Annotated in this window: 30 protein-coding genes and 1 pseudogene; 17 read left to right on the top strand and 14 right to left on the bottom strand. The window is 63.4% G+C overall.

All coding sequences use genetic code 11. From position 1 onward, the window contains the following. Positions 1-174 precede the first annotated feature (174 nt). Positions 175-1,299 carry a complex I NDUFA9 subunit family protein gene (locus tag AC0L2X_RS09035; protein ID WP_473599593.1) on the bottom strand — a complete coding sequence of 375 codons (1,125 nt, stop codon included), beginning with the start codon at positions 1,297-1,299 and terminating at the stop codon, positions 175-177. Between AC0L2X_RS09035 and AC0L2X_RS09040 the strand changes: the two genes are divergently transcribed. Continuing rightward, entirely contained in the window at positions 1,300-1,431 is a 132-nt protein-coding gene (locus tag AC0L2X_RS09040; protein WP_473599594.1) for a hypothetical protein, read from the top strand. It abuts the gene before it with no gap. Between the two features lie 41 nt (positions 1,432-1,472). Here AC0L2X_RS09040 and AC0L2X_RS09045 read toward each other — a convergent pair. Together AC0L2X_RS09045 and rsmI are read right to left on the bottom strand one after the other, a co-directional pair. After that, positions 1,473-1,849 (bottom strand): annotated as a pseudogene (locus AC0L2X_RS09045) (YraN family protein). Further along, a complete protein-coding gene (gene rsmI, locus AC0L2X_RS09050) occupies positions 1,842-2,768 on the bottom strand; it encodes a 16S rRNA (cytidine(1402)-2'-O)-methyltransferase (RefSeq protein WP_473599595.1) in 927 nt (308 codons plus the stop codon). The pseudogene AC0L2X_RS09045 and the gene rsmI overlap by 8 nt, the downstream one beginning before the upstream one ends. 176 nt (positions 2,769-2,944) lie before the next feature. On the opposite strand from rsmI, the gene AC0L2X_RS09055 reads away from it, so the two are divergent. Then, positions 2,945-3,130 (top strand): hypothetical protein, encoded by a 186-nt coding sequence (locus AC0L2X_RS09055; protein WP_352491205.1) that lies wholly within the window; start codon positions 2,945-2,947, stop codon positions 3,128-3,130. A gap of 265 nt (positions 3,131-3,395) precedes the next feature. Here AC0L2X_RS09055 and AC0L2X_RS09060 read toward each other — a convergent pair whose 3' ends face one another. The 5 genes from AC0L2X_RS09060 to rph are packed head-to-tail and all read right to left on the bottom strand — an operon-like array spanning position 3,396 to position 6,735. Continuing rightward, the gene (locus AC0L2X_RS09060) at positions 3,396-3,719 is read right to left on the bottom strand and encodes a low molecular weight protein tyrosine phosphatase family protein (RefSeq protein WP_352491203.1); all 324 of its coding nucleotides are present in this window, start codon (positions 3,717-3,719) and stop codon (positions 3,396-3,398) included. Between the two features lie 4 nt (positions 3,720-3,723). Next, positions 3,724-4,887, bottom strand: coding sequence for a radical SAM family heme chaperone HemW (gene hemW, locus AC0L2X_RS09065; RefSeq protein WP_473599596.1), 1,164 nt, complete (start codon positions 4,885-4,887; stop codon positions 3,724-3,726). Continuing rightward, positions 4,884-5,576 carry an RdgB/HAM1 family non-canonical purine NTP pyrophosphatase gene (rdgB, locus tag AC0L2X_RS09070; protein ID WP_473553978.1) on the bottom strand — a complete coding sequence of 231 codons (693 nt, stop codon included), beginning with the start codon at positions 5,574-5,576 and terminating at the stop codon, positions 4,884-4,886. The genes hemW and rdgB overlap by 4 nt, the downstream gene beginning before the upstream one ends. Further along, on the bottom strand, positions 5,576-5,986 hold the full coding sequence (locus tag AC0L2X_RS09075; protein ID WP_473599597.1) for a VOC family protein: 411 nt from the start codon (positions 5,984-5,986) through the stop codon (positions 5,576-5,578). The genes rdgB and AC0L2X_RS09075 overlap by 1 nt, the downstream gene beginning before the upstream one ends. Before the next feature lie 32 nt (positions 5,987-6,018). Continuing rightward, positions 6,019-6,735 carry a ribonuclease PH gene (rph, locus tag AC0L2X_RS09080; protein ID WP_352491199.1) on the bottom strand — a complete coding sequence of 239 codons (717 nt, stop codon included), beginning with the start codon at positions 6,733-6,735 and terminating at the stop codon, positions 6,019-6,021. Between the two features lie 146 nt (positions 6,736-6,881). Here rph and hrcA point away from each other — a divergent pair, with 146 nt between their 5' ends. From hrcA to AC0L2X_RS09110, 6 genes are all read left to right on the top strand, one after another. Beyond that, positions 6,882-7,994, top strand: coding sequence for a heat-inducible transcriptional repressor HrcA (gene hrcA / locus AC0L2X_RS09085; RefSeq protein ID WP_473553980.1), 1,113 nt, complete (start codon positions 6,882-6,884; stop codon positions 7,992-7,994). A gap of 36 nt (positions 7,995-8,030) precedes the next feature. Next, positions 8,031-8,228, top strand: coding sequence for a hypothetical protein (locus AC0L2X_RS09090; RefSeq protein ID WP_023678983.1), 198 nt, complete (start codon positions 8,031-8,033; stop codon positions 8,226-8,228). A 99-nt stretch (positions 8,229-8,327) separates the two neighbouring features. Further along, a complete protein-coding gene (locus AC0L2X_RS09095) occupies positions 8,328-9,683 on the top strand; it encodes a PQQ-dependent sugar dehydrogenase (RefSeq protein WP_352491198.1) in 1,356 nt (451 codons plus the stop codon). 87 nt (positions 9,684-9,770) lie between these two features. Then, positions 9,771-10,388: a LysE family translocator gene (locus AC0L2X_RS09100; protein ID WP_473553983.1), complete on the top strand. Its 618-nt coding sequence runs from the start codon at positions 9,771-9,773 to the stop codon at positions 10,386-10,388. Positions 10,389-10,554: 166 nt separating this feature from the next. Beyond that, the gene (cysK, locus tag AC0L2X_RS09105) at positions 10,555-11,535 is read left to right on the top strand and encodes a cysteine synthase A (protein ID WP_023718844.1); all 981 of its coding nucleotides are present in this window, start codon (positions 10,555-10,557) and stop codon (positions 11,533-11,535) included. Positions 11,536-11,711: 176 nt separating this feature from the next. Then, on the top strand, positions 11,712-12,335 hold the full coding sequence (locus AC0L2X_RS09110; protein ID WP_473599598.1) for a glutathione S-transferase family protein: 624 nt from the start codon (positions 11,712-11,714) through the stop codon (positions 12,333-12,335). Positions 12,336-12,350: 15 nt separating this feature from the next. On the opposite strand, the gene AC0L2X_RS09115 is transcribed toward AC0L2X_RS09110, so the two are convergent. Beyond that, entirely contained in the window at positions 12,351-13,607 is a 1,257-nt protein-coding gene (locus tag AC0L2X_RS09115; RefSeq protein ID WP_473599738.1) for an RNA polymerase sigma factor, read from the bottom strand. Then, positions 13,607-13,960, bottom strand: a complete 354-nt coding sequence (locus AC0L2X_RS09120; protein ID WP_023718846.1) for a YciI family protein — start codon at positions 13,958-13,960, stop codon at positions 13,607-13,609. Before AC0L2X_RS09120 ends, AC0L2X_RS09115 begins: the two co-directional genes overlap by 1 nt. Positions 13,961-14,217: 257 nt before the next feature. On the opposite strand from AC0L2X_RS09120, the gene AC0L2X_RS09125 reads away from it, so the two are divergent. From AC0L2X_RS09125 to AC0L2X_RS09135, 3 genes are all read left to right on the top strand, one after another. Then, positions 14,218-15,177 (top strand): TAXI family TRAP transporter solute-binding subunit, encoded by a 960-nt coding sequence (locus AC0L2X_RS09125; protein ID WP_473599599.1) that lies wholly within the window; start codon positions 14,218-14,220, stop codon positions 15,175-15,177. 141 nt (positions 15,178-15,318) lie between these two features. Further along, a complete protein-coding gene (locus tag AC0L2X_RS09130) occupies positions 15,319-17,415 on the top strand; it encodes a TRAP transporter permease (RefSeq protein WP_473599600.1) in 2,097 nt (698 codons plus the stop codon). Continuing rightward, positions 17,412-17,795 carry a DUF1850 domain-containing protein gene (locus AC0L2X_RS09135; protein WP_352491192.1) on the top strand — a complete coding sequence of 128 codons (384 nt, stop codon included), beginning with the start codon at positions 17,412-17,414 and terminating at the stop codon, positions 17,793-17,795. The genes AC0L2X_RS09130 and AC0L2X_RS09135 overlap by 4 nt, the downstream gene beginning before the upstream one ends. Here AC0L2X_RS09135 and AC0L2X_RS09140 read toward each other — a convergent pair. From AC0L2X_RS09140 to AC0L2X_RS09150, 3 genes are all read right to left on the bottom strand, one after another. Continuing rightward, the gene (locus tag AC0L2X_RS09140) at positions 17,684-19,435 is read right to left on the bottom strand and encodes a DUF4166 domain-containing protein (RefSeq protein ID WP_473599601.1); all 1,752 of its coding nucleotides are present in this window, start codon (positions 19,433-19,435) and stop codon (positions 17,684-17,686) included. The two genes, AC0L2X_RS09135 and AC0L2X_RS09140, sit on opposite strands and share 112 nt — an antisense overlap. Positions 19,436-19,484: 49 nt before the next feature. Beyond that, a complete protein-coding gene (locus AC0L2X_RS09145; protein WP_473599739.1) occupies positions 19,485-19,865 on the bottom strand; it encodes a thiol-disulfide oxidoreductase DCC family protein in 381 nt (126 codons plus the stop codon). 257 nt (positions 19,866-20,122) lie between these two features. Further along, positions 20,123-20,269, bottom strand: a complete 147-nt coding sequence (locus tag AC0L2X_RS09150) for a hypothetical protein (protein ID WP_023718851.1) — start codon at positions 20,267-20,269, stop codon at positions 20,123-20,125. A gap of 408 nt (positions 20,270-20,677) precedes the next feature. Here AC0L2X_RS09150 and AC0L2X_RS09155 point away from each other — a divergent pair, with 408 nt between their 5' ends. From AC0L2X_RS09155 to ligD, 3 genes are all read left to right on the top strand, one after another. Continuing rightward, positions 20,678-21,184 (top strand): YciE/YciF ferroxidase family protein, encoded by a 507-nt coding sequence (locus AC0L2X_RS09155; RefSeq protein ID WP_352469066.1) that lies wholly within the window; start codon positions 20,678-20,680, stop codon positions 21,182-21,184. A gap of 126 nt (positions 21,185-21,310) precedes the next feature. Next, the gene (gene ku / locus AC0L2X_RS09160; protein WP_473599602.1) at positions 21,311-22,162 is read left to right on the top strand and encodes a non-homologous end joining protein Ku; all 852 of its coding nucleotides are present in this window, start codon (positions 21,311-21,313) and stop codon (positions 22,160-22,162) included. Positions 22,163-22,171: 9 nt separating this feature from the next. Then, positions 22,172-24,673, top strand: a complete 2,502-nt coding sequence (gene ligD / locus AC0L2X_RS09165; protein ID WP_473599603.1) for a DNA ligase D — start codon at positions 22,172-22,174, stop codon at positions 24,671-24,673. Positions 24,674-24,793: 120 nt separating this feature from the next. Here ligD and AC0L2X_RS09170 read toward each other — a convergent pair whose 3' ends face one another. Further along, positions 24,794-25,468 (bottom strand): ArsR/SmtB family transcription factor, encoded by a 675-nt coding sequence (locus AC0L2X_RS09170; RefSeq protein ID WP_473599604.1) that lies wholly within the window; start codon positions 25,466-25,468, stop codon positions 24,794-24,796. Positions 25,469-25,536: 68 nt separating this feature from the next. Between AC0L2X_RS09170 and AC0L2X_RS09175 the strand changes: the two genes are divergently transcribed. The 3 genes from AC0L2X_RS09175 to AC0L2X_RS09185 all read left to right on the top strand — a co-directional run bounded on the left by AC0L2X_RS09175 (position 25,537) and on the right by AC0L2X_RS09185 (position 26,522). Next, a complete protein-coding gene (locus AC0L2X_RS09175; RefSeq protein WP_473599605.1) occupies positions 25,537-25,752 on the top strand; it encodes a DUF1127 domain-containing protein in 216 nt (71 codons plus the stop codon). Between the two features lie 96 nt (positions 25,753-25,848). Continuing rightward, a complete protein-coding gene (locus AC0L2X_RS09180) occupies positions 25,849-26,181 on the top strand; it encodes an NIPSNAP family protein (protein ID WP_473599606.1) in 333 nt (110 codons plus the stop codon). After that, on the top strand, positions 26,178-26,522 hold the full coding sequence (locus tag AC0L2X_RS09185) for an antibiotic biosynthesis monooxygenase family protein (protein ID WP_473599607.1): 345 nt from the start codon (positions 26,178-26,180) through the stop codon (positions 26,520-26,522). The genes AC0L2X_RS09180 and AC0L2X_RS09185 overlap by 4 nt, the downstream gene beginning before the upstream one ends. The last annotated feature ends 1 nt before the right edge of the window (position 26,523 follow it).

Raw genomic sequence — 26,523 nt, forward strand, 5'->3', positions numbered from 1 at the left:
CATTCGAAGCTGTCGAATGTGTAGGTCTCCTCGGCCATCGTCACCTTGAAAGCCTTATCGTAGTCATTCCCGCATTGATCGCATCTGGCCATAGTTCTTTTCCTTCTTTCATTGGCTCAAGCTCGACCAACCTGTCGCGCGGCGATAGGTTCCCGCCAGGATCAGGGGGCCGTCCTATGGAGACGAGCGCGAGCCTACGCCACGGCGCTGTTCGATCGCGCGGATCACCTCGTCGATATCCCGCGGCTCGATGTCGAGTTCCTTCAGGCCCGGCGCGTCGATTGCTGCCACATTGTCCTGACGCATAAGATCGATCTGGTTGCGCGTTATGGGGGCGGCCGGGAGGAGTTCCGCCACGCCAGCCAAGGCGTTCCATACCGCAAACGGCACCGGCATCAGCTTGACATGCGTATCGAGCTGTCGGGCGATCTCCCGAAGCAGTTCCTTATAGGTATAGATACGCGGGCCACCGAATTCGAATATGGATGAACCCTTGTGGCTTCGCCCGTCTATCAGCCGGCTCACTGCTTCTGCGACGTCTGCCACATAGACCGGCTGAAGCCGTGTGCCACCGTCGCCGAACAGCGGATAGACCGGCAGGAGGCGTATCATCCTCACAATGGTCGTGAGGAAAGCGTCGTCAGGTCCTGTCATGACGGCGGGACGCACAATGAAAGCGCCGGGAAATGCGCTTTCCACGGCAACTTCTCCGCGCCCACGTGCCCTTATGTAATTCGAATCCGATTGAGGATCGGAGCCGATCCCTGAAATCTGGACGAACTGGTCGACCTCGCCGTTGCGCGACGCGGTAGCGAGATCGGCCGCGGCTTTCACATGGACGCGTTCAAAGGTCTGGACGCCCTGCTCGACGTAAAGACTGACGGCATTCACGATCACCTGTGATCCGGTAATGGCCGACCCGATGGAGGACGCATCCAATATATCCGCCTCGACTGCTTCGGGCATCCTTGTAATCGGGGAAAAGACCAGCGCCACGCGAGCCGGATGGCGAGATACGGCACGGACCGTGAAACCCCTTTCCAGGAGCCGCTTCACGATCCTTCGCCCGAGAAAGCCGGTTCCGCCGAACACGGTGACGATCCGTCCCGGGTTGAGATCGTCAGGATCCATTTGCCTCGCCATCCCTTGTCCTCGCATAGCTGCCACGAGGACTGCCCTGGCCGGCATTTGAACCAGCCTGTCGAACATCAGGACGATTGGAGAACAACGCCGGAACGCTTTTGTTCCAGTCAGGTAGACAAACTGAACAATTGAGCGAACGCAGGTGAGCGCCGGCACATGATCGAGGCTGCCGACGAAAAACCCCGAATGCCTCCCACCGGACGTCCGCTTTTGCGCGGCGCATCGAAGGTCAGCAAATGGCGCGGCTTCCTTGTTCCCATCGACGAGACGACAGGCAACATAATCTGAACCGGAGATCGCAGCAGAACCGCCCCCACTTCGGGAATAGCCTAGCTCCGCCCGTAGAAACGTTCTCGACATGCACCGGCCAGTGCCACGGCAGTACCGCCACCATGTCGAAGCGCACCGATAATTTTCCGTAGTCGGATTGGCGCGACAGCCACAAATCGGCGGCACCTTCGATGCGGCGCTCCGATTCACGGCCGACTGCTTCCATTGCCTCCATCAGCGTGCGGCGCGCCTTGACCTCGACGATCAGCACCAGATCGCCGCGCCGCGCGATCAGGTCGATCTCGCCGAACCTGGTGCGGTGGCGGCGGGCCAAAATCCGATAGCCCTTCAGCATCAGCGCCGCTGCCGCCAGCCATTCACCGTGATGGCCGCGCCGGTAGGCTTTTTGCCGGCTGGCGCTCGGCCGTTCAGCCATCGCTGTCTCCGCCGGCCCCGTCTCTTCCGGCATTCTTGAGGTCGAGCAGCCGCCGATAGAGCGCCTGCTTCTGGCCACCCGTCATCTTGGCGGCTTCCGCCGCCGCCTTGGAGGCCGGCATCTCGGCGGCGAGCGAAAGCAGAAGCCGGTCGATGTCTTCAGGCTCATCAGCGACCGCATCGGCCGGGCCGACGCAGATAACGATTTCGCCTTTCGGCGTGTCTGCTGCGGCGTAGTGGCTGGCAAGCGACTGCAGGGTGCCGGTCCGCATCTCCTCGAAAGTCTTGGTCAGCTCGCGGCCGATCGCCGCCTTGCGGACACCGCCCAGTGCCTCGACCATGGCATTGAGCGTCTCTGCCAGCCGGCGCGGGGATTCGAAGAAGATCAACGTTGCAGGCACCGCCTTCAACGCTTCCAGCCGCGTCAGCCGCTGCCCGGTCTTCACCGGCAGGAAGCCGGCAAACAGAAAGGCATCCGAAGGCAGGCCGGATGCCGTCAAAGCGGCAAGTGCTGCTGATGGGCCGGGGATCGGCACGACACGAATGCCGCGTTCCAGCGCCTCGCCGACCAGCCGGTAGCCGGGGTCGGAGATGAGCGGCGTGCCGGCATCCGAGATCAGCGCCACGCTCTGCCCGGCCAGGAGTGCTGCGATCAGCTTCGGCCCGGCCTCGCCGGCATTGTGCTCGTGGTAGGCGGTGGTGCGGCGGCGGATGCCGTAGCGGTCGAGCAGCACGCGCGAAACACGTGTGTCCTCGCAGGCGACGATATCGGCGGCGGCGAGCGTTTCCAGTGCGCGAAGTGTGATGTCGGCAAGATTGCCGATCGGCGTGGCCACCAGATAGAGCGCCGGCTCGAGCGGCCGGGCGGCAATCTCGGTCTGCCCGACCACATAACTGCGTTTGGCCAATTCGCCGGTCACCTGCACAACTCCGTTCGACCCTGTTTGGCACGGCTCACGCTTGGTTGCAAAAGTCTGGGTTGCAACGGCCGGGGTTCCAAAAGGGATGCCGATGTGAACCGGCCGCCATGCCTTCGCCATAGTAGGGAACGAAACCGTTGCCGGCGAATTTTACCCCTGATCTCGGGAGGAGCAGGATGGACAGCCTGACGATACAGGACGTTTTCGAACCCTACTATGCCGGCCGCAAGCGCTTCGCCGCGCCATGCGACAAGGGCCGGCCTGGCGAAGCCGCAGATGGCGGAACCAAGAAGCCGCTTGCACGCCAGAGATCGGCCGAGAGCAAGCCCGCAACCGAAACCGACAGCACGACGGAGCACTGACCGGACGATGCCCAATCGCTTCGACATTTTCATCACCCGCCTCGAAACAAAAAGCGCCCGCGATGGTGCAGCATCACATCCCACAGACGACCAGCACCATGCCTCGCGTGACAAAAGCGAGATCAAGCCGGCCCGTTCCGGAGAGACCAGCGAAAAAGATCGCGCCAAACACCGCCACAAGCACGAGGGCTTGATCCCCGCAGACCTTGGCGATCGGTCGAGACAGTTCTCGAAGCGCGGTTGCGAATGCTCCGCGATGTACCATTCAACCCAGATACTTCGAGACACGCGCCACCAGCAGGCCCACCAGAGCCGGGTCCATGAATTCATAGTCGTCGGGAATATCGAGGCAGATTACTCGAGCCTTTTTCAGGCTTGTCTTGAATTTCTGCTGCAGTTTGGCGCGGTGCGGTTTTTCCATCACGAAGATGATGTCGGCCCAGGCGACGAGTTCATGCGTCAACGGAGTGTCGGCATCGTGATTAGTGCCGGCCGAAGCGACCTCGATGTCCCGCCGCTTGGAAAACACCTGCTCCGCCGTCGGGCTGCGCAAGCGATTCTGGCTGCAGATGAAGAGAACGTTCTTCAACGTGCTATCTGGCCAAATCCGCCACGACCGCATCGAGCACGATCATGCCGGCCGGCGTGGCGCGCAGGCGGGCATTGCCGATCGGCGCCACCAGGCCTTCGTCCTGCAGCACCGACAGCCGTGCCGTCGACAGGCCGCGCCCTGAAAATGCCTCATAGCGGGAAAGGTCGATGCCTTCGGCCAGCCTCAGTCCCATCAGCAGGAACTCGTCGGCCTCTTCCGACCGTGTCAGGATCTCGCCGCCGGTAACGCCATGGCCCTTGGCCTCGACCAGATTGGCCCAGGTCTCCGGCATTTTCTCGGCGATCGTCACCACGCGCCGCCCGCTCTCGACGAAGCGGCCATGCGCACCGGGACCGACGCCGACATATTCGCCATAGCGCCAATAGGTGAGATTGTGCCGGCTTTCGGCGCCGGGCCTGGCGTGGTTGGAAATCTCGTAGGCCGGCAGTCCGTGCGCGGCGGTGATCTCCTGAGTTAACGCGTAGAGATCGGCGGCAACATCATTGTCTGGAATGATGAATTTCCTTGCCGCATGCAGTGCATGGAACGGCGTGCCTTCCTCGATGGTCAGCTGATAGAGCGACAGATGGTCTGCGGCGTGGCCGATCGCCTGCTCGAGTTCCGTCTGCCACGCTTTAAGCGTCTGGTCCGGCCGCGCGTAGATCAGGTCGAACGACAGCCGTGGGAATATCTCGCGCGCCAGGCCGATCGCATGAAGGGCCTCATCGACATTGTGCAAACGGCCGAGAAAGCGCAGATCCTTATCGTTCAGCGCCTGCACGCCAAGCGACACCCGGTTGATGCCCGCCGCGCGATAGCCGCGAAAGCGCTCGGCCTCGACCGACGAAGGATTGGCCTCCAGCGTCACCTCGATGCCGTCGGGCACCGCCCAGTTCTTCGCCACGGCATCCAGCACCGCCGCCACGGTCTGCGGCTTCATCAGCGACGGCGTGCCGCCGCCAAGAAAGATGCTGGTCACCTCGCGCGGCCCGGTGCGGCCGCGCATCGTCGCCAGCTCGGTCTCGAAGGCGCGGGCAAAACGCTCCTGGTCGACCGGCTGGTGGCGGACATGGCTGTTGAAGTCGCAATACGGGCATTTGGCCGCGCAGAACGGCCAGTGGACGTAGACGCCGAAACCAGGCCTGCGGTCGAGCAGCATGGTCATGCGGCGGCCAATCGGGCTTGAGCGAATTTCTGGAAGGCGCGGGCACGGTGCGACAATGCGGTTGGCTGGCCGGGCTTCCAGCCATGCTTTTCCTCCGCGCTCATCTCGCCGAAGGTCTTTTCGAACCCGTTGGGCAAGAACACCGGATCGTAGCCGAAGCCGAGCTCGCCGCGTGGCGGCCATACCAGCGTGCCCTCGACCTCACCGCGAAAATATTCTGCCTGGCCATCGGGAAAGGCCAGGCAGATGACCGCGACAAAGCGGCCCTTGCGCTGGGCAGGCGTGATCGCGCCAACTTCTTGCAAGGCCACTTCCGTGCGCTGCATGGCCATGCCGAAGTCGCGGGAGCCGTCCGGCGTCTCAGCCCAATTGGCGGTGTAGACGCCGGGTGCGCCGTCGAGCGCATCGACACACAGGCCGGAATCGTCCGACAGCGCCGGCAATCCAGTGGCCTTGGCGGCAGCCAAGGCTTTTATGAGGGCGTTCTGCTCGAAAGTGGTGCCGGTCTCGTCCGGCTCCGGCAAGCCGTATTCCTTTGCGGACTTCGCTTCTATGCCGAATGGCGCCATCAGATCGGCGAATTCCCGCAATTTGCCGGCGTTATGGCTGGCGACGACGATCTTATGCCCGTCAAGCGAGTGAACAGTTGGCGAATGAACAGCTGGCGAATGAACAGTCGGCGAATGCATCAGATGCCCCAGATTCTTGGCTCGGCGAATTCGATCGAATTGCCCGACGGGTCGCGAATATAGATCGAGCGGCCGCCCTGCGGCCATTCGAACTCGCTTTCGATGGCGATTTTTTTCGCCTCGAGATGCGCTTTCCAGCGTCGGATTTCATCCGCGCTTGCGGCGAAGCAAAGATGGCCCTCGCCGACCGCGCCATGCGGCGGTACTTTGAGCTTGGCGTCGGCCGGCGGCGGCACTTTGGTCGCCTCGGCATTGAAGATAAGCAGCACGCCGTCGCCGCAGCGGAAGAAGAGATGCCTGCCATCGACCTTGCCGAGCAGATCGAGCCCGAGCACGCCCGAATAGAACCGTTCCGCGGCAGCAAGGTCCGTCACGTAGAGTGCTGATTCCAGGATTGCGGAAGGAGTCACAGGATCGCCAATCTCATCAATATTGAAGGCAGCTAAGCCACCGCCATTTGCTGCAAGCTGACTAGGCGCTGAATACCTTTCTTGGCGAGCTCCATCAACGCCGCGAACTGCTCTTCCGAGAACGGCTCGCCCTCGGCCGTGCCTTGGATCTCGACGATGCCGCCCTTGCCGGTCATGACGAAATTGGCGTCGGTGCCGGCCGAGGAATCCTCGATGTAGTCGAGATCGATGACCGGCTGGCCATCATGGATGCCGCAGGAGATCGCCGCGACGTGATCCTTCAGCACCTTGCCCAAGCTCGCCATTTGGCGGGCTTCCATCCAGCGCAGGCAGTCGTAGAGCGCCACCCAGCCGCCGGTGATCGAAGCGGTGCGCGTGCCGCCGTCGGCCTGGATTACGTCGCAGTCGACGGTGATCTGCTGCTCGCCGAGCGCCTGCAGATCGACCACGGCGCGCAGGGAGCGGCCGATCAGCCGCTGGATCTCCAGCGTGCGGCCGCCTTGTTTGCCGGCCGAAGCCTCGCGGCGCATGCGCTCGCCGGTCGAACGCGGCAGCATGCCGTATTCCGCCGTCACCCAGCCCTTGCCTGAGTTGCGCATCCAGCCCGGCACCTTTTCCTCCAGGCTGGCCGTACACAGCACATGGGTGTCGCCGAACTTCACCAGGCACGAGCCTTCCGCATGCTTGGAGACGCCGCGCTCGAAGGAGATGGGGCGCATTTCGTCGAATTGGCGTTTGGAAGGGCGCATTCAGGCTTCTTTCTTTCTTCGGAATCTTGGCCGGGGAATCTTGGCCGGCTTGTAGCCGCACGGGGCGTGAGGCGCAAAGGAAAATGGACCGGTTGCGCCGCCGCCGCGGAAGTCTATATCTTCAGAGCGGAGGTTTTTGGCTCGAAATGACAAAGGCAGTCGATCCCGGTTTGCAGTCGCACGTGCTCCCGTCGCACGCGCTGCAATCGCCCGCGCTTCAATCGCTCGACATGCGTTCGCGCGACATCTTCCGGCGCATCGTCGATTCCTATTTGAGGGATGGCGAGCCGGTCGGTTCGCGCAGCTTGTCACGCATCCTGCCGTCATCGCTGTCGCCGGCCACCATCCGCAACGTGATGAGCGACCTTGAGCATCTCGGCCTGATCTATGCGCCGCACATTTCGGCTGGCCGGCTGCCGACCCAGGCAGGCCTGCGCTTCTTCGTCGATGCTTTCATGGAACTTGGTGACCTCTCCGACGAGGAGCGCCGCACCATCGAGGCGCAGGTGCGCGCCTCCGGCTCGGGCGCGACGCTGGAGCATATGCTGACCGAGGCCAGTCAGATGCTGTCCGGCATGTCGCGCGGCGCCGGCCTCGTGCTCGCCGCCAAGAATGAGGTGGCGCTTAAGCACATCGAATTCATCCAGCTCGAGCCGACCAAGGCGCTGGCCGTGCTGGTCTCGCAGAACGGCGACGTCGAAAATCGCGTCATCGATCTGCCCGCCGGCATCACCATCTCGCAATTGCACGAAGCCTCCAACTTCCTCAACGCCCATATCCGCGGTCGCACCCTGGCCGAGGCGCGGGTCGAGATCGCCCGCATCAAGGAAGAGACCAGGGCAGCCCTCGACACGCTGTCGCAGGATCTGGTCGAGAAGGGCCTGGCGGTCTGGGCAGGCGCTGAAAGCGGCGTGCCTGGGCGGCTTATCGTGCGCGGCCGCGCCAATCTCCTGGAAAACGTCACTGCCCAGGCCGACATAGAGTTGCTGCGGCATCTGTTCGAGGATCTGGAGACGCAGGATGGGCTGATCCAGCTTCTCGACCTCGCCGAGGAAGGCCCGGGCGTGCGCATATTCATCGGTTCGGAAAACAAGCTGTTTTCGCTGTCTGGCTCCTCGCTGGTGGTGGCACCCTATCGCGACAAGGACGCGCGCGTCGTCGGTGCGCTCGGCGTCATCGGGCCGACGCGGCTGAATTATGCGCGCATAGTACCGATGGTCGACTATACCGCGCAGCTGATTTCGCGCATGCTGAGCTAGGAGCCGCCGCGGGCCTGCCGCAAGGAGGAGAAAAGAATGGCGCTGGAATCGTTCAAGGCCCAGATCAGTCTGCTGCTCGAAGAAATGATCAACCAGCCGGAGGATCAGCACGAGGTGCAAGAGCAGTTGCGCGAGAAGCTGCAAGAGATGCGGGCGATGGGCTTGCCGCTGCCGGCCGATCTGGTCGCGCTGGAAAAGCGCCTCGACGACGACTTTTACGCCTCTGGCAACTGAACGGGTTCGGCTTCAAATCCTCGTGTGCTGGACGACCGCTTGGAACGATCAATACCTGATGCCGTTTGCCCTGTTCGAGGCGAATCCCGGAGGACGTTGATGATCCGATCTGGCGGCTTTGCGGCCGTTGCCGCTGCCCTCCTTGTTGCGACACCGGCAGCCGCCCAGCAGGCGGACCAGAATGTGCTCAAAGGCGAAGCCGCGTTCGGCGATTGGCACGCCGACAGGCCTGGCGTCCGCCGCCTGATCGGGCCGCAAGACATGCCGGCAGCCGACCCCGCCCAATCCGCTTCGAACGGCGCCGGCGTGGCGGAACGGCCCGAAAGCGCCAAGCCAGAATTGCCGCCGGGCTTTTCGGCCGAAATGATCGCATCCGGCATCGTCAATCCACGTGTCGTGCGCGTCGCTCCGAATGGCGACCTGTTTGTTGCCAACAGCCATGCCGACCAAATACGCGTCTATCGTCTCGCCGAGGGCAGCGCCAAGCCCATCGAGAAAGCGATCTTCGCCAAGGGGCTCAATTATCCCTACGGCATCGCCTTCTATCCGCCAGGAGACAAACCGCAATGGGTTTATGTCGCCAACAGCGACAGCATCGTCCGCTTCCCCTATCGCGATGGCGACCTGAAGACATCCGGCAAACCAGAAACCATTGTCGCCAAAATCCCGTCGGGCGGTCATACGACCCGCGACATCGCCTTCTCGCAGGACGGCAAAACGCTTTATTTGTCGGTTGGCTCCGCCTCGAACGTCGCCGAGGACATAGGCAAGGAGCCGGATAGCGGCCTCGACGCCTGGGCGAAATCAAAGCCGCTCGGGGCGGCCTGGGGCTCCGAGGACGGCCGTGCCGACGTGCTCGCCTTCGATCCGGATGGGAAAAATCCCCGAACGGTCGCCACCGGCCTGCGCAACTGTACGGGCATGACCGTGCAGCCCGCCACCGGCGCATTGTGGTGCGTCGTCAATGAGCGCGACGAACTCGGCGACAACGTGCCGTTCGAATTTGCAACTGCGGTCAAGGACGGCGGATTCTATGGTTGGCCTTGGTACTACATCGGCAATAACGAGGATCCGCGCCATCAGGGCGAGCGGCCAGACCTCGCCAGCAAGGCCACTGTCCCCGATGTACTGATGCAGGCGCATTCGGCGCCGATGAACATGGCCTTCTACGACGGCAAGAACTTTCCGGCGGATTATCAGGGTGACGCTTTCGTCACCATGCATGGTTCGTGGAACCGTGGCGCCAGGACCGGCTACAAGGTGGTGAGGCTCAAATTCAGGGATGGCAAGCCGACCGGCGAATATGAGGACTTCATGACCGGCTTCGTCATCTCGAACGACGCCGTCTGGGGCCGCCCGGTCGGTGTCGCGATGGCCAAGGACGGCTCGCTGATCGTCACAGAGGACGGTAACGGCACCATCTGGCGCGTTACCTACGAAGACGGCCGCTCCTGAACGGCGGTGTCGCCTGCTGCGCTGGCGCAATCGAATCCGGCCCGAGGGAATTCACCCAACTTCAACATTGTGCGACAAGCGCGAATCATGACGCTCACCGGGTTCCTCGCCTACAGCGCCGCCCTCGGCATCGCCGCAGCCATCCCCGGCCCAGGCGTCACCGCGCTTGTTGCGCGTGCGCTGGGTTCCGGCTTCCGCTCGTCGCTGGCCATGTCGTTCGGGCTGATGCTCGGCGACCTGACCTATCTCACTGCCGTGGTGCTCGGCCTGGCTTTCGTCGCACAAACCTTCGGCATGGTCTTCCTGGCCATCAAATGGCTGGGCGTCGCCTACCTCGCTTTTCTTGGCTGGCGTTTCTGGACGAGCGGCATCACGCCGGAGACGGTAGAGGCGAAAAAAGGCAAGGGCGGCTTGGCATCCAGCTTCGTAGCCGGCCTCGCGGTCACGCTCGGCAATCCGAAGACGATGATCTTCTATCTCGCCATCACCCCGACCATCGTCGATCTGAAGACGATCACGCTGGCCGATTACGGCATCCTCGTCGCGATCACGATCGTCGTCCTGCTCGTGGTGCTGGTGCCCTATCTGGCGCTGGCGGCCAAGGCGCGATGGTTCCTGAAGTCGCCGCGGGCGCTGAGGGCACTCAACCGCACCGCCGCCGGCTTCATGGTCGGTGCGGCGGCGGCAATTGCCGCCCGCCAATAGATCTCTTTCGCCAATCCGCCCAAGGATTGCCACGCCTTGCAAGGGCGGGGGTATTCAGCACGAACTTCACTCGGATATTTTCGATCGACAGCCTATCTTGCGCGGTGGATGGCTCTATCCTATGCCCGCCCCGACTCTTGCCGCTTGACCTTTGGGAGGAAAATCAATGAACAAGCCCGCCACCCCCACACACGTGCCCGGCCGCGGCCGCATCTACAATTCGATCACCGAGACGATCGGTGACACGCCGCTGGTGCGGCTTGATAAATTCGCCAGGGAGAAGGGTGTCGTCGCCAATCTGCTGGCCAAGCTCGAATTCTTCAACCCGATCGCCTCGGTCAAGGACCGCATCGGCGTTTCGATGATCGAGGCATTGGAGGCTTCGGGCAGGATCACGCCCGGCAAGACCACCCTGATCGAGCCGACCTCGGGCAATACCGGCATCGCGCTCGCCTTTGCCGCCGCCGCCAAGGGCTACAAGCTGATCCTGACCATGCCGGAAACCATGTCCGTCGAACGCCGCAAGATGCTGGCGCTGCTCGGTGCCGAACTGGTGCTGACCGAGGGGCCGAAAGGCATGAAGGGCGCCATCGCCAAGGCGGACGAGCTGGCGGCAACGCTGCCCGACGCTGTCATTCCGCAGCAATTCGAAAACCCGGCCAATCCGGAAATCCATCGCCGCACCACGGCCGAGGAAATCTGGAACGACACCCATGGCGAAGTCGATATCTTCGTTGCCGGCATCGGGACCGGCGGCACCATCACCGGCGTCGGCCAGGTGCTCAAGAAGCGCAAGCCCTCGGTGCATGTCGTCGCCGTCGAACCGGAAGCTTCGCCGGTGCTGTCGGGCGGCCAGCCAGGCCCGCACAAGATCCAGGGCATTGGCGCCGGTTTCGCGCCAAAAATCCTCGACACGACGATCTATGACGAGATCGTCAAGGTCTCGAACGAGGATTCGGTTGCCAATGCACGGCTCGTCGCTCGGCTCGAAGGTGTGCCGGTCGGCATCTCGTCGGGTGCCGCCCTGCAAGCGGCGATCGTCGTCGGCTCGCGGCCCGAGAACAAGGGCAAGAACCTCGTCGTCGTCATCCCCTCCTTCGCCGAGCGCTATCTCTCGACGATCCTGTTCGAGGGATTGGGCGCTTAGACAGGAGCGTTTTTGACCGGTTCGTAGCGATCCTTCGCGATGCCCTCCGGCATCAAACGTTCTGTATCAACGCTTCGGCGTGGACCGCTGAAAAACCACCTGTGGCGGGCGTCGTTCGCTTGAGCGGCGAGTCACTTCCCTATCAAATCGTCGCTGCCCGGCTGGCGGAGGACTTCATGTACAAACTCTATACGCGTGCCAATACCGGCGGCTTTGTCGTCGAGGCGGCCCTCGCTTTGGCGGGCGTGCCTTTCGACCGGATCGACGTTCCGAAGGGCCGACTCGATCAGGCCTTTTTAGATATCAGCCCATTGAACCAGGTGCCGGTCCTGATTTTGCCGGACGGACGCTCGATGACCGAATCAGCGGCGATCTGCGTCCTGTTGGCCGAACGCCACCCGGACGCAGCTCTAGCGCCGGCCGCGAACACACCTGACCGTGCCGACTTCCTGCGCTGGATGTTTTTCATGTCCTCCGTCATTTATCCAGCCAGCCTGCGGTTCTTCTACGCTGATCGCTACACGGCCGACGCCGGCGGCGTGGACGCCGTCAAACAGGCGGCGGTCTCGGAATTGGATCGCAGCTTCGCCGTTCTCGATGCCGCCCTCGGGGGCCGTGACTGGCTGGTCGGCGACCGGCTCTCGCTGGCCGACATCTATCTCGTCATGTTGGTGGCCTGGCATCCGGAGGTCGCGACAGTTCCAACCGCTTGGCCGAACATCGAACGCCTGTGGGCCAAGTTGCGGGAACATCCGGTAATAAAGCGGCTGAACGCCTCTCACGACATGTGGCCGGCCTAAGCACTCGGCCCTGTCTCAGTGTCTTCCCACGCGGCCGAGCCCTGCCCGTCGTTCCTGCAGGAAGCGGCGCACGGCCGGATCGCGTTCGAGGCCGATAGCCCGGTCATAGGCCTCGCTCGCTTGCCGAACTTTGCCGAGTCTGGCCAGCAGGCCCGCGCGGGCGGCCCAGTAGGGTTGATAGTCATACAGCCGCTTGTCGCCGCTGAGTTGATCAAGCGCGCCCAATCCTGCCGAAGCACCTTCGGCCTCGGCAATCGCCACTGCACGGTTGATCGACACCACCGGCGATCCGGCAATCACCGACAGCGCGTCGTAGAGCTCCTTGATCGCGACCCAGTCGGTACAACCGGTCAGCCGCCGCGTCGTATGGGCGGACTGCACGGCGGCCTCGAGCTGATAGCGGCCGACAACGCCCTTGGTCGCCGCGCGCCCGAGCAGCGCCTCCGCTTCATCGATCAGGGTGTCGTCCCACAATGCAAGATCCTGCTCGGCCAGCGGCACATAATCGCCCGCCGCGTTGCGCCGGGCTGCACGCCGCGCCTCGGCGAACAGCATCAGCGCCAGCAGGCCGAGCGCTTCTGGTTCGTCCGGCATTAACGTCGCCAGCAGACGGCCGAGCCAGATGCCTTCGGTCGCTAGGTTGCGGCGCTGCGTTTCGGTGCCGGCCGGGTCGGACCAACCTTCGGCAAACGCCGCGTAGATTGCTTCCAGAACGGTGCCCAGCCGCTCGCCGAGCTCGGCCCGCTCCGGCACGCGGAACGGAATGCCTGTCTCGCGAATGCGCATTTTGGCGCGCACCAGGCGCTGGCTCATCGTGGCTGGCGAGACAAGAAAAGCCGAGGCGATGGTCGCTGCGTCGAAGCCCAGGACCGTCTGCAGGATCAGCGGTGCTCGCACGCCGGCCTCGATTGCCGGATGGGCACAGGCAAACATCAACCTGAGCCGCTCGTCCGGCAGATCTTCGTCGGCCACGCGTGCCTCCATCTCCTCGGCGATCAGCCTAAGGTGGTCGCGGGCCGCCTCGCTTGTCAGTCGCCGTCTGACAGCGTCGACGCGGCGCTTGCGTGCCACTGCCAGCAGCCAGGCTTCCGGCTTGTCGGGCACGCCCGCCTGTGGCCAACGCTCGAGCGCCGCTGCAAAGGCATCGGCCAAGGCGTCCTCGGCAGCGGCCACGTCGCGCGTGCGTGCGGCGAGATATGCGACCAGCTTGCCGTAGCTTTGCCGGGCGGCCGCTTCCGCCGCCGCCCGCGCGGTATCGGGCAGTTCCGGCATCACATGGTGAGTTCCCAGATCGGCCGCACCTCTACGGTGCCGGTGCTGGCGCCCGGGCAGCGCGCCGCCCAGGCAATGGCCGCGTCGACGTCCTCCGCTTCGATCATATAGAAGCCGGCAAGCTGCTCCTTGGTGTCGGCATAGGGGCCGTCGAGAACGTTGGTCTTGCCATTGGCCATCCGCACAGAGGTAGCGGATTGCGTCGGCTTCAGCCGGTCGCCTGCGAGCCAGGCGCCAGATTTCTTCAACGCTTCGGTATAGGCGACATAGGCGCTCGACATCTGTGTCACCGCGTCTGCCGGCGCGGCTGCCATCCCCGCTTCGTTTCCGTAGATCAAAAGCATGTATCGCATCGTCTTCTCCCGTTTCTAAGGCCGCATCGTTGCGAGCCGGACGTATGTCGCGCGGCCCTGCCCGATTTCGACAGGCGCTGGAAAAATCTTTCGGCCGCGATGCGACCTCGCGCAAGCGCCGATGTGCTGGGGCACTGCTTAGCCGTTCGTCTAATCGCTGCTTATTGCGGGTTGGCATTTCCCGCCCGCTGTCTAAACTCGCCTCGCTTCGTGCCGCAGAGGAGGGCACGGCGGCGAATTTTCAGGGAGGAAATCGCATGCTCGATTTCAGGACGAAATTTGTTGCAGCCGGCGTGCTGTCGCTGTCGCTTGGCCTTGGCGCGGTATCGGCCAAGGCACAGGAATTCATCAACGTGCTGACCGGCGGCACGTCCGGCGTCTACTATCCGCTCGGCGTCGCGCTATCGGAAATCTATGGCAAGGGCATCGAAGGCGCGCGCACCCAGGTGCAGGCGACGAAAGCGTCAGTCGAAAACCTCAACCTGCTGCAGCAGGGCAAGGGCGAGATCGCCTTTGCGCTCGGCGATTCCGTCAAGCTGGCCGCCGAAGGCAATACCGAAGCCGGCTTCCCAGGCAAGCTCGACAAGCTGCGCGGCATCGCCGCCATCTATCCCAACTACATCCAGATCGTCGCCAGCAAGGAATCCGGCATCAAGACGCTCGCCGATCTCAAGGGCAAGAGCTTGTCGGTCGGCGCGCCGGCCTCAGGCACCGAGCTCAACGCCCGCACGGTATTTGCCGCTGCCGGGCTGAAATACGAAGACCTCGGGCGGATCGAATATCTGCCCTTCGCCGAATCGGTGGAGCTGATCAAGAACCGCCAGCTCGACGCCACGCTGCAATCGGCTGGCCTTGGGGTCGCGTCGATCCGTGATCTCGCCACCTCGGTGCCGGTGAACATCGTTGCCGTGCCGGCGGAGGACGTCGCCAAGATCGGCTCGCCCTATCTGTCCGTGGTCATCCCCAAGGGCACCTATGAGGGCCAGACCGAGGATGTCGCGACCGCCGCCGTCGGCAATTTCCTGATCACCAGCGCCGATGTCTCCGACGAGACCGCCTACCAGATGACCAAATTGCTGTTCGAGCATCTCGACCAGCTCACCGCTGCCCACGCCGCCGCCAAGGCGATCGACCCGGCCAAGGCGCTCGACGGCATGCCGGTGCCGCTGCATCCAGGCGCCGAGAGGTATTACAAGGAAAAGGGATTGGTGAAGTAAGGAGCCATCCCTCCCCCTTTGAGGAGAAGGTGGACAGCTGCCGCAGGCGGATGGATGGGTACGGTCGGTTGAGGCCGCGCACTGCCGCATCGACCCCACCCGCCTCGCTTCGCTGGAGCGCGCCCCGCCAGGAACCCGCTAATGACCGCAACCCCGACCGTTCTTTCCCCCACAGCGGAAGCTCCTGTCGAAGGATTGCCGCCGGGCTTCGGCGAAGGCATCGCCGGCAAGGCGGCTTTTTTTATCGCCATCGCCTTCTCCATCTTCCAGATCTACATCGCCGCCTATGGCAGCCTGCCGAGCCAGGTCGTACGCGCCATGCATGTCGGCTTCCTGCTGCTGCTCGGCTTTGCCCTAATCGCCAATCTGCGCGCCAAAAGCGTCCCGGCGAAAGCAGTGTTCTGGACGCTCGGCGTGCTTGGCTTCGCCACCGGTCTGTACAATTGGGTGTTCTATGCCGACCTCATCCGCCGCTCCGGCTTCCTCACCACGCCTGACCTGATCGTCGGCGCGGTGCTGGTCGTGCTGGTTTTCGAGGCGGCGCGGCGGTTGATGGGGCTGCCGCTCGCGGTCATTGCCTTCATCTTCCTTGCCTATTGCTTTGTCGGCAATCATTTGCCGCCGCCCTTCATCCATCGCGGCTATGATTTCTCCCAGCTCGTCGACACCTTCGCTTTTGGCACCGAAGGCATTTACGGCACGCCGATCTATGTCTCGGCCGCCTACATCTTCATCTTCGTCGTCTTCGCCGCGTTTCTTGAACGCGCCGGCATGATCGCGCTGTTCAACGATTTTGCGCTTGGCCTGGTCGGCTCATGGCGCGGCGGCCCGGCGCAGGTCTGCGTGCTGTCCTCGGCGCTGATGGGCACGATTTCCGGCTCCGGCGTCGCCAATGTCGTGGCCAGCGGCCAGTTCACCATCCCGCTGATGAAGCGCTTCGGCTTCCGCTCGGCGTTCGCCGGCGCCGTCGAGGCGACCTCTTCGATGGGCGGCCAGATCATGCCGCCGGTGATGGGCGCGGTTGCCTTTATCATGGCCGAGACCCTGAACATCCCCTATGCCGCGGTGGTCAAGGCGGCGATCATTCCGGCGCTGCTCTATTTCGGCGCCTGTTTCTGGCAGGTGCACCTGGAAGCCGGCAAGGCCGGCCTGCACGGCATGGCCAAGGCCGACCTGCCCAATCCGTGGGATGCGGTGAGACAACATTGGCCGCTGGTACTGCCTCTCGCAGCACTGATCTACCTGCTGTTTGCCGGCTACACACCGGTATTCGCCGGCACCATGGGCCTGGCGCTGACCATTGTGCTCATCCTCGGCACGCCGCTTGCGGCATCGATCGGGCCGCTCGCCTTCCGCATCGTCTTCTGGCTGGCGCTCGGGCTTGCCGCGGCTTCCTTCATGAAATTCGGCGTCGACATCCTCAGCCTGGTCATCGCCGTGCTGGTTGTCGCCTGCCTCACTTTCAAAGGCGGGCGCGAGACGCTGCGCATATGCGTGGATTCCCTTGCCGAGGGAGCAAAGAACGCGCTGCCGGTCGGCATTGCCTGCGCCATTGTCGGCATCGTCATCGGCACGTTGACGCTCACCGGCATCGCCTCGACCTTCATCGGCTGGATCATCTCGATCGGCGAGAACAATCTGTTCCTGTCGCTGCTTTTGACCATGCTCACCTGCCTGGTGCTCGGCATGGGCATACCGACCATTCCCAACTACATCACCACTTCGTCGCTGGCCGGGCCGGCGCTGCTGTCGCTCGGCGTGCCGTTGGTGGTCAGCCATATGTTCGTCTTCTATTTCGGCATCATGGCCGATCTCACCCCGCCTGTGGCGCTAGCCGCCTTCGCCGCCGCACCCATGGCCAAGGAAAGCGGCCTCAAGATCGGCATCCAGGCCACCAAGCTTGCCATTGCCGGCTTCGTGGTGCCGTTCATGGCGGTCTATACCCCGGCGCTGATGCTGCAGGACCCCGGCCCGATCGCCGCCCAGTTCGGCTATCCCGTCGAGGTTACCTATATCGTCATCAAGGCCTGCATGGGCATCGTCCTGTGGGGTGCCGCCGCCGTCGGCTTTCTCGCCCGGCGCATGGCCTGGTGGGAACGCCTCGTCGCCTTCGCCGCCGGCGTGCTGCTGGTTGCGGCACTGCCGCTCACCGACGAGGCGGGCTGGGTGCTGTCTCTTGCCTGGATCGGCTGGCACTGCTGGCGCGCGCGGCAGGCTTCGCTGGCCAACTCGGCATGAGCCTCTGCATCGTGGCGGCCGGCAAGACGGTGACGCTCGCGGTCGCTGCCTTCACGCTGTCCTGGGTGCATTCGGTGGAGAAGACCCAGTGGCAGGAAGACTGGAAGGTGCTGCCGTCCGGCCTGGAGCTCGTCGAGGCCCGCATCAAGGGATCGGGCGCCGGGATGGAGCCGCCGCAAGGCTCGGCACTGCGCGACGGCTGGTGGGTCTATTCGCCCAAGGTCGGGCCACAGCGGCGCCTGGTGCTCGCCGCCTCGGGCGCCACGGGTCAGGGCTGGACGCTGTGCACGGCGCAGGACTGCCGCGAACTTGGCAAGGTGGCAGGCGACACGATCTCGCTGGAGCCGTGCGGGCCGGTGGGATCCAGCCAGCCGCGGTAGCGGGCGATCATGCCGGCAAGCGGATGCGAGATATCGACATGGAAGCGGAAGCGGCCATCCTCCACCGTTTCGTAGGAAGTCGTGCGTGGACCGAGCCACATCGGCAGCGGCAGGCCGAAAAAGCTCCAGCGGCGCAAGACCAGTGCCAGCCGGCCGTCCTCGGCAACCAGTGCCATCGCGAAGGTCAGCGGGCCGAAGCGTTCGCACAGCAGGCGCTGCGATCGACCCCGGCCTGCGACCTGCAGGCTCGAAAAACTGTGCTTGCCGAAGGTCCGCGTCCAGGTCTCGCCGTCCTTGTCGGTGTCGAAGCGGACATGAACCGGGATGTCCTCGCTTGCCCCGGGGAAGCCGACCATCCAGGCCATTAGCCGGCCAAGAACATTGCGCCCGCGATCGACGCGCGCGCGGCCTGCGGCCGTGATCGTACGGTCATGCATTGACCGTATTGCCTCGGGAAGACCTTGCCAGGCGGCACCGAGCAGCTCGGCATAAAGCCGCTTGTCCTCGTCCGCGGCCCCGTTCCTGAAGCCGGTGTAGATCGTCCGCCCGGCGAACAGGGCCTCGTAATCCCGGAGCTCCAAATCGCGCACCGCCGCCCGTGCGCCCGGCGCCGGTTGTTGTCCGGCCAGCGCTTTGCGGACCAGTGCTTCGACCGCCATCGACGGGATCAGCGGCCCGTCATTGCCCTCGGCCAAGAGATGCCACGAGCGCTTGACGATGGCGCCCGCCTGGTCCGATCCCTCCACCTCGACGAACATGCCGCCGCGATGCTCGCCCCAGCGCAGCCGGTTCGTTGCCTGATGCATCAGCGGCGCCAGCGGCAAAAGCGAACCGATCAATCCGGCGCGCACCAGCCAGGCGAGGCCGATCAGGGCGCGGTGAAGCACTTCGGGTACCGGCCCGGCTCCCATCCAGATGGTCCTCGCCTCCGGCCAAAGTTCGGCCAAGGCGCGCAGGTCGGGAACGTCGACAAGCGAAAACAGCGTGTTTCGAAGCGGCAGCCGGCCAGGCGGCGCGATAGTGTAGCGCAGTTGTTCGGTGAACGGACGGCCTTGTTCGGCACGGCCGTTGCGAACAAGCCGCACCGGCTGACCGGCATAACCGGCGATAGCGCGAATGACGTTCCCGCCGACACCGGCAAAGGCCGAAGGCGCGATGCCGCCGCGAATGCCGTCGACCCGCGTCAGGTCCGAAGACAGGCGGCGCACCGCCGCCGCCGTCAGCACCGGAAAGCTCGAGACGCCGGACAGCAGGAAGACGCCGGCGTTTCGCGCAGCCTCGTCGAACGCAGAGACACCGGCGACGAAATCTGAGCCGTCGGCTAGATCGAGATAGTTGATGCGCCGGGCGATGCAGGCCTCGATCAGGCGATAGCGTCCCTCGCCATAGGCCTGGAACGGACCGCTCGCGTCGACTACGATATCGGGCTCAAATGCAGCGAGTTGCGCGGCAAGATCGCCGTCACGGTCGAACAGTGCCGGCACCAGCTGGGCTGCTGTCGGGGCACGCTTCTTGCAATACGCGTCAGCCTTGGCGAACGAGCGCCCGGCGACGACGAGGATCAGACGCGGCTCGCCCTCCAGAAGCTCGACGGTGCGACCGCCAAAGGTGCCATAGCCGCCGACGACAAGAACCTTCATCCGCAGTTCCCCCAAAATGGCCCGCCCGCTCCCGGCCAGGGCAACGAACCTAGCCGATCAATCTTGCCCTCACCTCGGCGGAAGGGATTTCACAATCGTCCTTCTTGCCGAACAGCGCGTAGCGGTTCTTTGCGATGCGGTCGTAGAGCCAGTCGCGAAGCGGGCGCGGCAACAGCAGCAGGATCCGCGCCGCTCGCCACGGCCAGCCGAGTTCGGCCATGATGGCAACGAAACTGTCCAGGCGGGTGAAAGCGGCGCCATCGACGATGACGAGATTGGTCTCGTAGCGATCCGTCCGCAGCCCGTATTTCTTGAACAGCATCTCGCCGAAGCGCGACTGCGCCGTTACGAAATGGAAGCGGCCCTTGCGGTCGAGCTTCACCACCATGCGCACAAAGCCCGAGCACAACACGCAAATACCGTCGAACACGATCAACGGGCGACTCGATTCGAATTCTGGCGGCTCAGGAGAATGGTTCGGCTTGACGATCACGGGGCGCCCGGCAGCTGGTGTCAGGCGACACTAGGCCTGCCGGCGGCTGGATCAAAGCCCGGAATGCTAGAGGTTTGGCGTTGTCGCACGCCGTCTGTCGGTCAGCGCAGGGCGCTCGGCGCGATAGGTCGTCGACCGATTGTCGGCGTCGGGCCGGCAGATACGGCTGTCGTGACGGCTCTCCATGCTCATCATCAGTGCACGCTGATCCCAAGCGTGTTGCCACGGCGCGCGCAGGCGGGGCCTGGGCCGCGCATGTAATAGCGCTCGGGTCGATAGGTCGGCGCGACGAATTCGCGGATGGCGGCGGCATAGCCGGCGATTTGATTCCAGAAGCTCATTTTACTCGGTCCCTGTCCCGTTTCGGATGTCCCTTCCGAATTGCGGGGATCATAGCGTCCAGGCGTGAATAGTCGGTGAACGCGATGTTAATCTCTGGTCGAAAATGCCTTTGTTCATGGCTGGAATGCGGCTGATTCGCGGTGTTTCCATGCAGTCCGTCGGCATTTCGCCCAGTGTGACTTTTGCATCACATATGTTTCGCCTGAATGTCGCAGAGGCGCGGTTTTGTTTCAGGTTTTTGCTGGACCGCGAAATTTCCGTGCACGCGGCCGGAAAACCAGGAACCCGCCCGTCAGCCGCACGTTGATTTCCCAGTGCCGGGACGAACCGGTTCCGCAGGCTGTGGTGCTCGGGTTGGGCCGCAGCCAAAAATCCGAAACTGCAAGAGCAATGGAAAGGCAAAGGCCATGGGCTTCTTTTCGAAGGATATCAAAACACTCGACGACCTGTTCGTGCACACGCTGCGCGACATCTATTACGCTGAAAAACAGATCGAGAAATCGCTGCCGAAGATGATCGACAAGGCGAGTGATCCGCAGCTGAAAGCCGGCTTTGAGAAACATCTCGCCCAGACCAAGGGTCATATCCAGCGTGTCGAGCAGGTGTTCGAACTGCACGGTGTGAAGGCCAAGCAGGTCGACTGCCCGGCCATCGACGGCATTCTCGAAGAGGCCGACGACGTCAGCGGCGACATCGCCGACAAGGAGGTCCTCGACGCTGCGCTGATCGCCTCGGCCCAGGCGGTCGAGCATTATGAAATGACCCGTTACGGCACCTTGATTGCCTGGGCCAAGCAACTGGGCCGCAGCGACTGCGCCAATGTGCTGGCCAACAATCTCAAGGAGGAACAGGCGACCGACCGCAAGCTTACCGAGATGGCGGAAAGCAAGATCAACCTGCAAGCCGCCGAGTAGGGCAGCGATAGAGAATTGAGTTCAAGGCAAGGCTGGGCCTAAACCCCGGACTTGCCTTTTGCGCCGCCGGAACCGGAACGGACTTTGCCCGTTCTGGGTTGAACGTTGTCGCGCAGGGAGTTTGTCATGGCGCCGCGCCCCGCCTGGAGAGGGTATCTCAAGCTTTCGCTGGTCACTTGCGCCGTCGAACTGACCAATGTCGTCACCCAGGCCGAGAAAGTCTCGTTCCGCGTGCTCAACCGCAAGACCGGCAATACCGTCAAACGCGTCTATGTCGATTCGGCAAGCGGCAAGCCGCTCGATGAAGGCGACGAGATCAAGGGCTACGAGATCGGCGACGGCGACTTCGTTCAAATCGAGGAGGAGGAGATCGAAGCCGTGCAGATCGAATCCTCGCATACGATGAGCCTCGATGGGTTCATCGAAAAATCCTCGATCCAGCAGATCTATCTCGATACGCCCTACTATGTGACGCCTGCTGACGAGGTCTCGGAAGAGGCCTTCGCCGTCATCCGCGACGCCATGGCCGCCAAGAAGACGGCGGGGCTAGCCCGCATTGTGCTCTATCGCCGCGAACGTCCGGTGGTCATCGAGCCATTGGGCAAGGGTCTGCTGCTGACGACGCTGCGCTATGGCGATACGGTTCGCAGGCCCGAGATGGTGTTCGGCGACATCAAGCCGGTGAAGACCGACGCCGAGATGATCAGACTGGCCGAACACATCGTCGATGAGAAACAGGCGAAGTTCGATCCTTCCGAATTCGAGGACAAATACGAAAACGCCCTGATCGAGCTGGTCCGCGCCAAGAAGGCCGGCAAGAAGGCACCGAAGACAAAGGCGGAACCACGGCCCTCCAACGTCGTCAATCTCTTCGATGCACTGAGGAAGAGCCTTTCGTCGGAAGCCGGTGCGCCGGCAAAGACCGGACGCCCGGCAAAGGGCGCCAAGTCCAAAGCTGCTCGGCGCAAATCTGCTTAGGATCAGACCATGGCCAGCCTCGAGCAGTATCACGCCAAGCGCAATTTCAAGAAGACGGCCGAACCGGCCGGCAAGGTTTCGCGCGGCAAGAAAGCCGAGCCGGGTGGCATTTTCGTCATCCACAAGCATGCCGCCACCAGGCTTCACTACGACCTTCGCCTCGAGCATGGCGGTGTGCTGTGGAGCTGGGCGGTGACGCGAGGCCCGAGCCTCGACCCGCACGAAAAGCGGCTCGCCGTGCATGTCGAGGACCACCCGATCGACTATGCGCCGTTTGAAGGCACTATCCCGAAGGACCAATATGGCGGCGGCTCGGTCATTGTCTGGGACGAGGGAACTTGGGTTCCCGATGGCGACCCGGCAAAGGCGATGAAGAAAGGCCATATCAGTTTCGAACTGCATGGCCACAAATTGCATGGCGCCTGGCATCTGGTGCGGCTGAAGCCGCGTCCGGGCGAAAAGCGTGACAACTGGTTGCTGATCAAATCCGACGATGCCGCCGCGCGTCCGGGCGAGGACATTTTGCAGGAGGCGCCGCAATCGGTGAAATCCGGTCTGACCATCGAGGAGGTCGGCGAAGGCAAGACCGCCGACGGCAAGAAGCCAAGCGTCTGGCAGTCCGACAGGCCGGCCGCCAGCAAAGCGAAGGCTGTCGCGGCAAGGCGGCTCGAATTCATCGAACCGGCGCTCGCAACGCTGGAGCGAGACGCGCCGCCCGGCAAGGACTGGCTGCATGAGGTGAAGTTCGACGGCTATCGCATGCAGGCGCAGCTTGCCGGCACCGAGGTGCGGCTTTTGACACGTGCCGGCCTCGACTGGACCGACAAATTCGGTGGCGCAATTGTCGCGGCACTTGGCGGCCTGAAATGCACCGATGCGATCATCGACGGCGAAATCGTCGTGCTGGCGGATAATGGCGTGTCGTCCTTCTCGCTGCTTCAGCAAGATCTGTCGGCCGGCCGTACGGACCGTTTCATCTACTATGTCTTCGACCTGTTGCGTCTCAACGGTGAGGATATCCGTTCCGAGCCGCTGGTCGAGCGCAAGGAAAGGCTGCGCACTTTGCTCGCCGGACAGGCCGAGGATCAGGCCGTGCGCTTCAGCGACCACTTTGCCGAGCCCGGCAAGATCATGCTGGAGCACGCTTGCCGCCTGGGCCTCGAAGGCGTCGTCTCCAAGCGCGCCGAAGCGCCCTACCGCAGCGGCCGTGTTCCCTCGTGGGTGAAGTCGAAATGCACGGCGCGCCAGGAATTCGTCATCGGCGGCTACATGCCGTCGGACAAGACCGGGCGGGGCCTGCGCTCGCTGCTGGTCGGCTATCACGAGGGCGGCAAGCTGCGCTATGCCGGCCGCGTCGGCACCGGCTTCACCGCCAAAAGCACCAACGAGCTGAAGAAGAGGCTTGATGTGCTGAAGACGACAACCTCGCCTTTCGACATGCCGGTGCCAAGGGGCAAGGGGCTGGTCTGGGTCAAGCCCGAACTTGTCGGCGAAGTGGAGTTTCGCAGTTGGACGTCGGACCGTATAATACGCCACGCGTCGTTCCAGGGATTGCGCGAGGACAAGCCGGCGGAGGAAGTCGTGCAGGAGAAACCGAAAGCACGCTCAGCCACGGCAGAGCCGAAGCCAAAGCCCGCCAAAGCCGCAGGCGCGGCGAAAACCTCGGTTACGCTGTCCCGCCCCGACAAGCTTCTGTGGCCCGAGGAGAACGTATCGAAGCAGGATCTGGTCGATCACTACGCGCTGGTCTGGCCGCGCATGAAGCAATTCGTCATCAACCGGCCGCTCAGCCTCGTGCGGGCGCCGGACGGCGTTGGCGGCCAACGGTTCTTCCAAAAACATGCCTCGGCCGGCATGCACGACAAGATCGCCGTGATGAAGGATCCCACCGACGGCGAGGAGATATTGTTCATCCGCGATTTCGACGGTGTCGTGGCCCTGGTGCAGCTCGGCGTCGTCGAGATCCACATCTGGGGCTCGACCACGGACGAGCTGGAAAAACCCGACCAGATCATCTTCGATCTCGATCCCGACGAGGGTGTCGACGTGAAGGCGGTGCGTGCCGCGGCGCTCGATATCCGCAGCCGGCTCGACGAACTGTCCCTGCCGAATTTCGTCAAGACCTCGGGCGGCAAGGGCTATCATGTCCTCGTGCCGCTGAAGCCGTCGGCGGACTGGGACGAGGTCAAAGGCTTCGCCCACGAGTTCGCCCGAGCGCTCGAACAGGCGGCACCCGACCGCTACACGGCGACGCTGTCGAAGAAGGCGCGCACGGGCAAGATTTTCGTCGATTATCTGCGCAATGGCCGCGGCGCCACCACCGTCGCCCCCTATTCGTCGCGCGCCAAAAAAGGCGCCACGGTATCGATGCCGGTGACCTGGGCGGAAATCGAGGCCGGATTGCCGCCGAACGCCTTTCCGATCGGCGACAAGACGACGCTGAAGCGGCTCGGGCACGCCGATCCCTGGGCGGATTTTTTCAAGCAAGCCAAGCCGCTCAAGCGCGGCTAATGCATGTTGCGCAAAAGTGTGCAGCGGTTTTGCGATAACGACATGCGTCAAAACAAAAAAGCTAGAGCGGTTCAGCGTTTGTGAAACGACGAACGCGTTCTAGCGCGTCGAAGCGATCTGTCAGGCGAGAAACGTCTTCTCGAAGACCTGCTTGCCTACCGGTGAAAAGATCACGGCACGGCTGTCCTTCTCGCGCCGCGCCCATTTTTCGGCGAGGATCTTGTCGAGAATGGCGGCGCCCAGCGTGCCGGCAAGGTGCGAACGCCGCACGCTCCAGTCGAGGCAGGCCCGGCACACCGGTCGCCGCGCTTTGGTATGGATGTCGATGCCGATCGCGGCGAAATGCGAGGCGGCCGACGGCCCAAGCTGAATCTCCTCATCATCGCGCAGGAGCACTTGTCGAGCGACAAGACGGTCCAGCATCGCCACCGCCTGCTCGCCGGCGAGGTGGTCGTAGCAGACCCGCGCCACGCGCATGGCCGCGTCGCGAGGGCCGGGTCGTACCCTCTGCGGCCCGACCGCGGCGGCAACGCCGGTGATGGCTTCGATCATTCCTGCCACCTGCGGGCCGGCGAGGCCGTAATAGCGGTGCCGTCCCTGGCTCGCCAGCGTCAGCAGCCCGCCTTCTATCAGCTTCGACAGATGGGAACTCGCCGTCGGCAGCGACACGCCGGCTTCGAGTGCCAGTTCGCTCGCCGTCAGTGCCGTGCCGCCCATCAGTGCGGACAGCATGTTTGCCCGCGCCGGATCGCCCACCAAGCTGGCAATGCGGGCTATGTCAGGTCCTTCGCGCATAGTTCGTTCCTCATCGAAGCATCCTCGTCAGACAAGCATTAATCTCGATGCAGATCAAGGAGACGACAATGCCTGCAAGGACCATTCTCAGCGCCGCGCCTGCTCGCCGGCCGTTCCCGTTCGTTGTCTTGCGCCGCCTGCGGCTGCGGCTCCTGAAGCGGTGGTACGACCGTCATTTGCAGCGTCTCGACCTTGCCGAGATCGACGATCATCTGCTGCGTGACCTTGGCCTGACACCTGAAGACGTCCGCCGCGAATGCGCGAAATCGTTCTGGCAGGCATGATCAGCGAGGGATTTGCCTAGCATATCGATCTTCGGAACGTTTCGATCCGGCTCGAACTGTGACCGCAAGAAAACATCCACCGCCAAGGAGGCGAAAATGACCATCACCTGCTTCGTCCGCTACGAGATCGATCCGTTCGGCAAGGCGGCGTTCGAGGAATATGCACGCAATTGGGGGCAGGCGATCCCGCGCTGCGGCGCGGATCTGATCGGCTATTTCGCGCCGCACGATGGCTCGGCCACCACGGCTTATGCCGCCTACAACATCGACAGTCTTGCGGCCTACGAAGCCTACCGCGCCCGGCTCGCCGCCGATCCCGCCGGCAAGGCGAATTACGAGTTCGCCCGGCGGGAAAAATTCATCCTGAAGGAGGACCGCATCTTCCTCAAGCTGGCCTCCGGGCCGCATGCTCCTTTGGTGAAGCCATGATCGCCGTCATCTTCGAGGTCGAGCCGGCGGCGGGCAAGCGCGATGCCTATCTCGGCATCGCCGCCGACCTGCGCCCACTGCTCGACGGCATCGACGGCTTCCTGTCGATCGAGCGCTTCCAGAGCCTTGCCGATCCGAACCGCATCCTGTCGCTGTCCTTCTGGCGAGACGAGGACGCGGTGAAGGCCTGGCGCAACACGCCGGAACATCGGCAGGCGCAGAAGGCCGGGCGCGGCGGTATCTTTGCGGACTATCGTTTGCGCATCGCTCATGTCGTGCGCGACTACGGCCTGACCGAACGCGCCGAGGCGCCAGCAGATAGCCGGGTGGTGAACGGATAGG

It is taken from the genome of Mesorhizobium sp. WSM4828 (assembly GCF_055811175.1).

Bases quoted from the DNA above. Each gene is read 5' to 3' on its own strand.
- AC0L2X_RS09040 (WP_473599594.1), top strand. From the start codon at position 1,300: ATGATCGAGGCTGCCGACGAAAAACCCCGAATGCCTCCCACCGGACGT.
- AC0L2X_RS09055 (WP_352491205.1), top strand. From the start codon at position 2,945: ATGGACAGCCTGACGATACAGGACGTTTTCGAACCCTACTATGCCGGC.
- hemW (WP_473599596.1), bottom strand. From the start codon at position 4,887: ATGACCATGCTGCTCGACCGCAGGCCTGGTTTCGGCGTCTACGTCCAC.
- rdgB (WP_473553978.1), bottom strand. From the start codon at position 5,576: ATGCATTCGCCGACTGTTCATTCGCCAGCTGTTCATTCGCCAACTGTT.
- rph (WP_352491199.1), bottom strand. From the start codon at position 6,735: ATGCGCCCTTCCAAACGCCAATTCGACGAAATGCGCCCCATCTCCTTC.
- hrcA (WP_473553980.1), top strand. From the start codon at position 6,882: ATGACAAAGGCAGTCGATCCCGGTTTGCAGTCGCACGTGCTCCCGTCG.
- AC0L2X_RS09090 (WP_023678983.1), top strand. From the start codon at position 8,031: ATGGCGCTGGAATCGTTCAAGGCCCAGATCAGTCTGCTGCTCGAAGAA.
- AC0L2X_RS09095 (WP_352491198.1), top strand. From the start codon at position 8,328: ATGATCCGATCTGGCGGCTTTGCGGCCGTTGCCGCTGCCCTCCTTGTT.
- AC0L2X_RS09100 (WP_473553983.1), top strand. From the start codon at position 9,771: ATGACGCTCACCGGGTTCCTCGCCTACAGCGCCGCCCTCGGCATCGCC.
- cysK (WP_023718844.1), top strand. From the start codon at position 10,555: ATGAACAAGCCCGCCACCCCCACACACGTGCCCGGCCGCGGCCGCATC.
- AC0L2X_RS09110 (WP_473599598.1), top strand. From the start codon at position 11,712: ATGTACAAACTCTATACGCGTGCCAATACCGGCGGCTTTGTCGTCGAG.
- AC0L2X_RS09115 (WP_473599738.1), bottom strand. From the start codon at position 13,607: ATGCCGGAACTGCCCGATACCGCGCGGGCGGCGGCGGAAGCGGCCGCC.
- AC0L2X_RS09120 (WP_023718846.1), bottom strand. From the start codon at position 13,960: ATGCGATACATGCTTTTGATCTACGGAAACGAAGCGGGGATGGCAGCC.
- AC0L2X_RS09125 (WP_473599599.1), top strand. From the start codon at position 14,218: ATGCTCGATTTCAGGACGAAATTTGTTGCAGCCGGCGTGCTGTCGCTG.
- AC0L2X_RS09130 (WP_473599600.1), top strand. From the start codon at position 15,319: ATGACCGCAACCCCGACCGTTCTTTCCCCCACAGCGGAAGCTCCTGTC.
- AC0L2X_RS09135 (WP_352491192.1), top strand. From the start codon at position 17,412: ATGAGCCTCTGCATCGTGGCGGCCGGCAAGACGGTGACGCTCGCGGTC.
- AC0L2X_RS09140 (WP_473599601.1), bottom strand. From the start codon at position 19,435: ATGAAGGTTCTTGTCGTCGGCGGCTATGGCACCTTTGGCGGTCGCACC.
- AC0L2X_RS09150 (WP_023718851.1), bottom strand. From the start codon at position 20,269: ATGAGCTTCTGGAATCAAATCGCCGGCTATGCCGCCGCCATCCGCGAA.
- AC0L2X_RS09155 (WP_352469066.1), top strand. From the start codon at position 20,678: ATGGGCTTCTTTTCGAAGGATATCAAAACACTCGACGACCTGTTCGTG.
- ku (WP_473599602.1), top strand. From the start codon at position 21,311: ATGGCGCCGCGCCCCGCCTGGAGAGGGTATCTCAAGCTTTCGCTGGTC.
- ligD (WP_473599603.1), top strand. From the start codon at position 22,172: ATGGCCAGCCTCGAGCAGTATCACGCCAAGCGCAATTTCAAGAAGACG.
- AC0L2X_RS09170 (WP_473599604.1), bottom strand. From the start codon at position 25,468: ATGCGCGAAGGACCTGACATAGCCCGCATTGCCAGCTTGGTGGGCGAT.
- AC0L2X_RS09175 (WP_473599605.1), top strand. From the start codon at position 25,537: ATGCCTGCAAGGACCATTCTCAGCGCCGCGCCTGCTCGCCGGCCGTTC.
- AC0L2X_RS09180 (WP_473599606.1), top strand. From the start codon at position 25,849: ATGACCATCACCTGCTTCGTCCGCTACGAGATCGATCCGTTCGGCAAG.
- AC0L2X_RS09185 (WP_473599607.1), top strand. From the start codon at position 26,178: ATGATCGCCGTCATCTTCGAGGTCGAGCCGGCGGCGGGCAAGCGCGAT.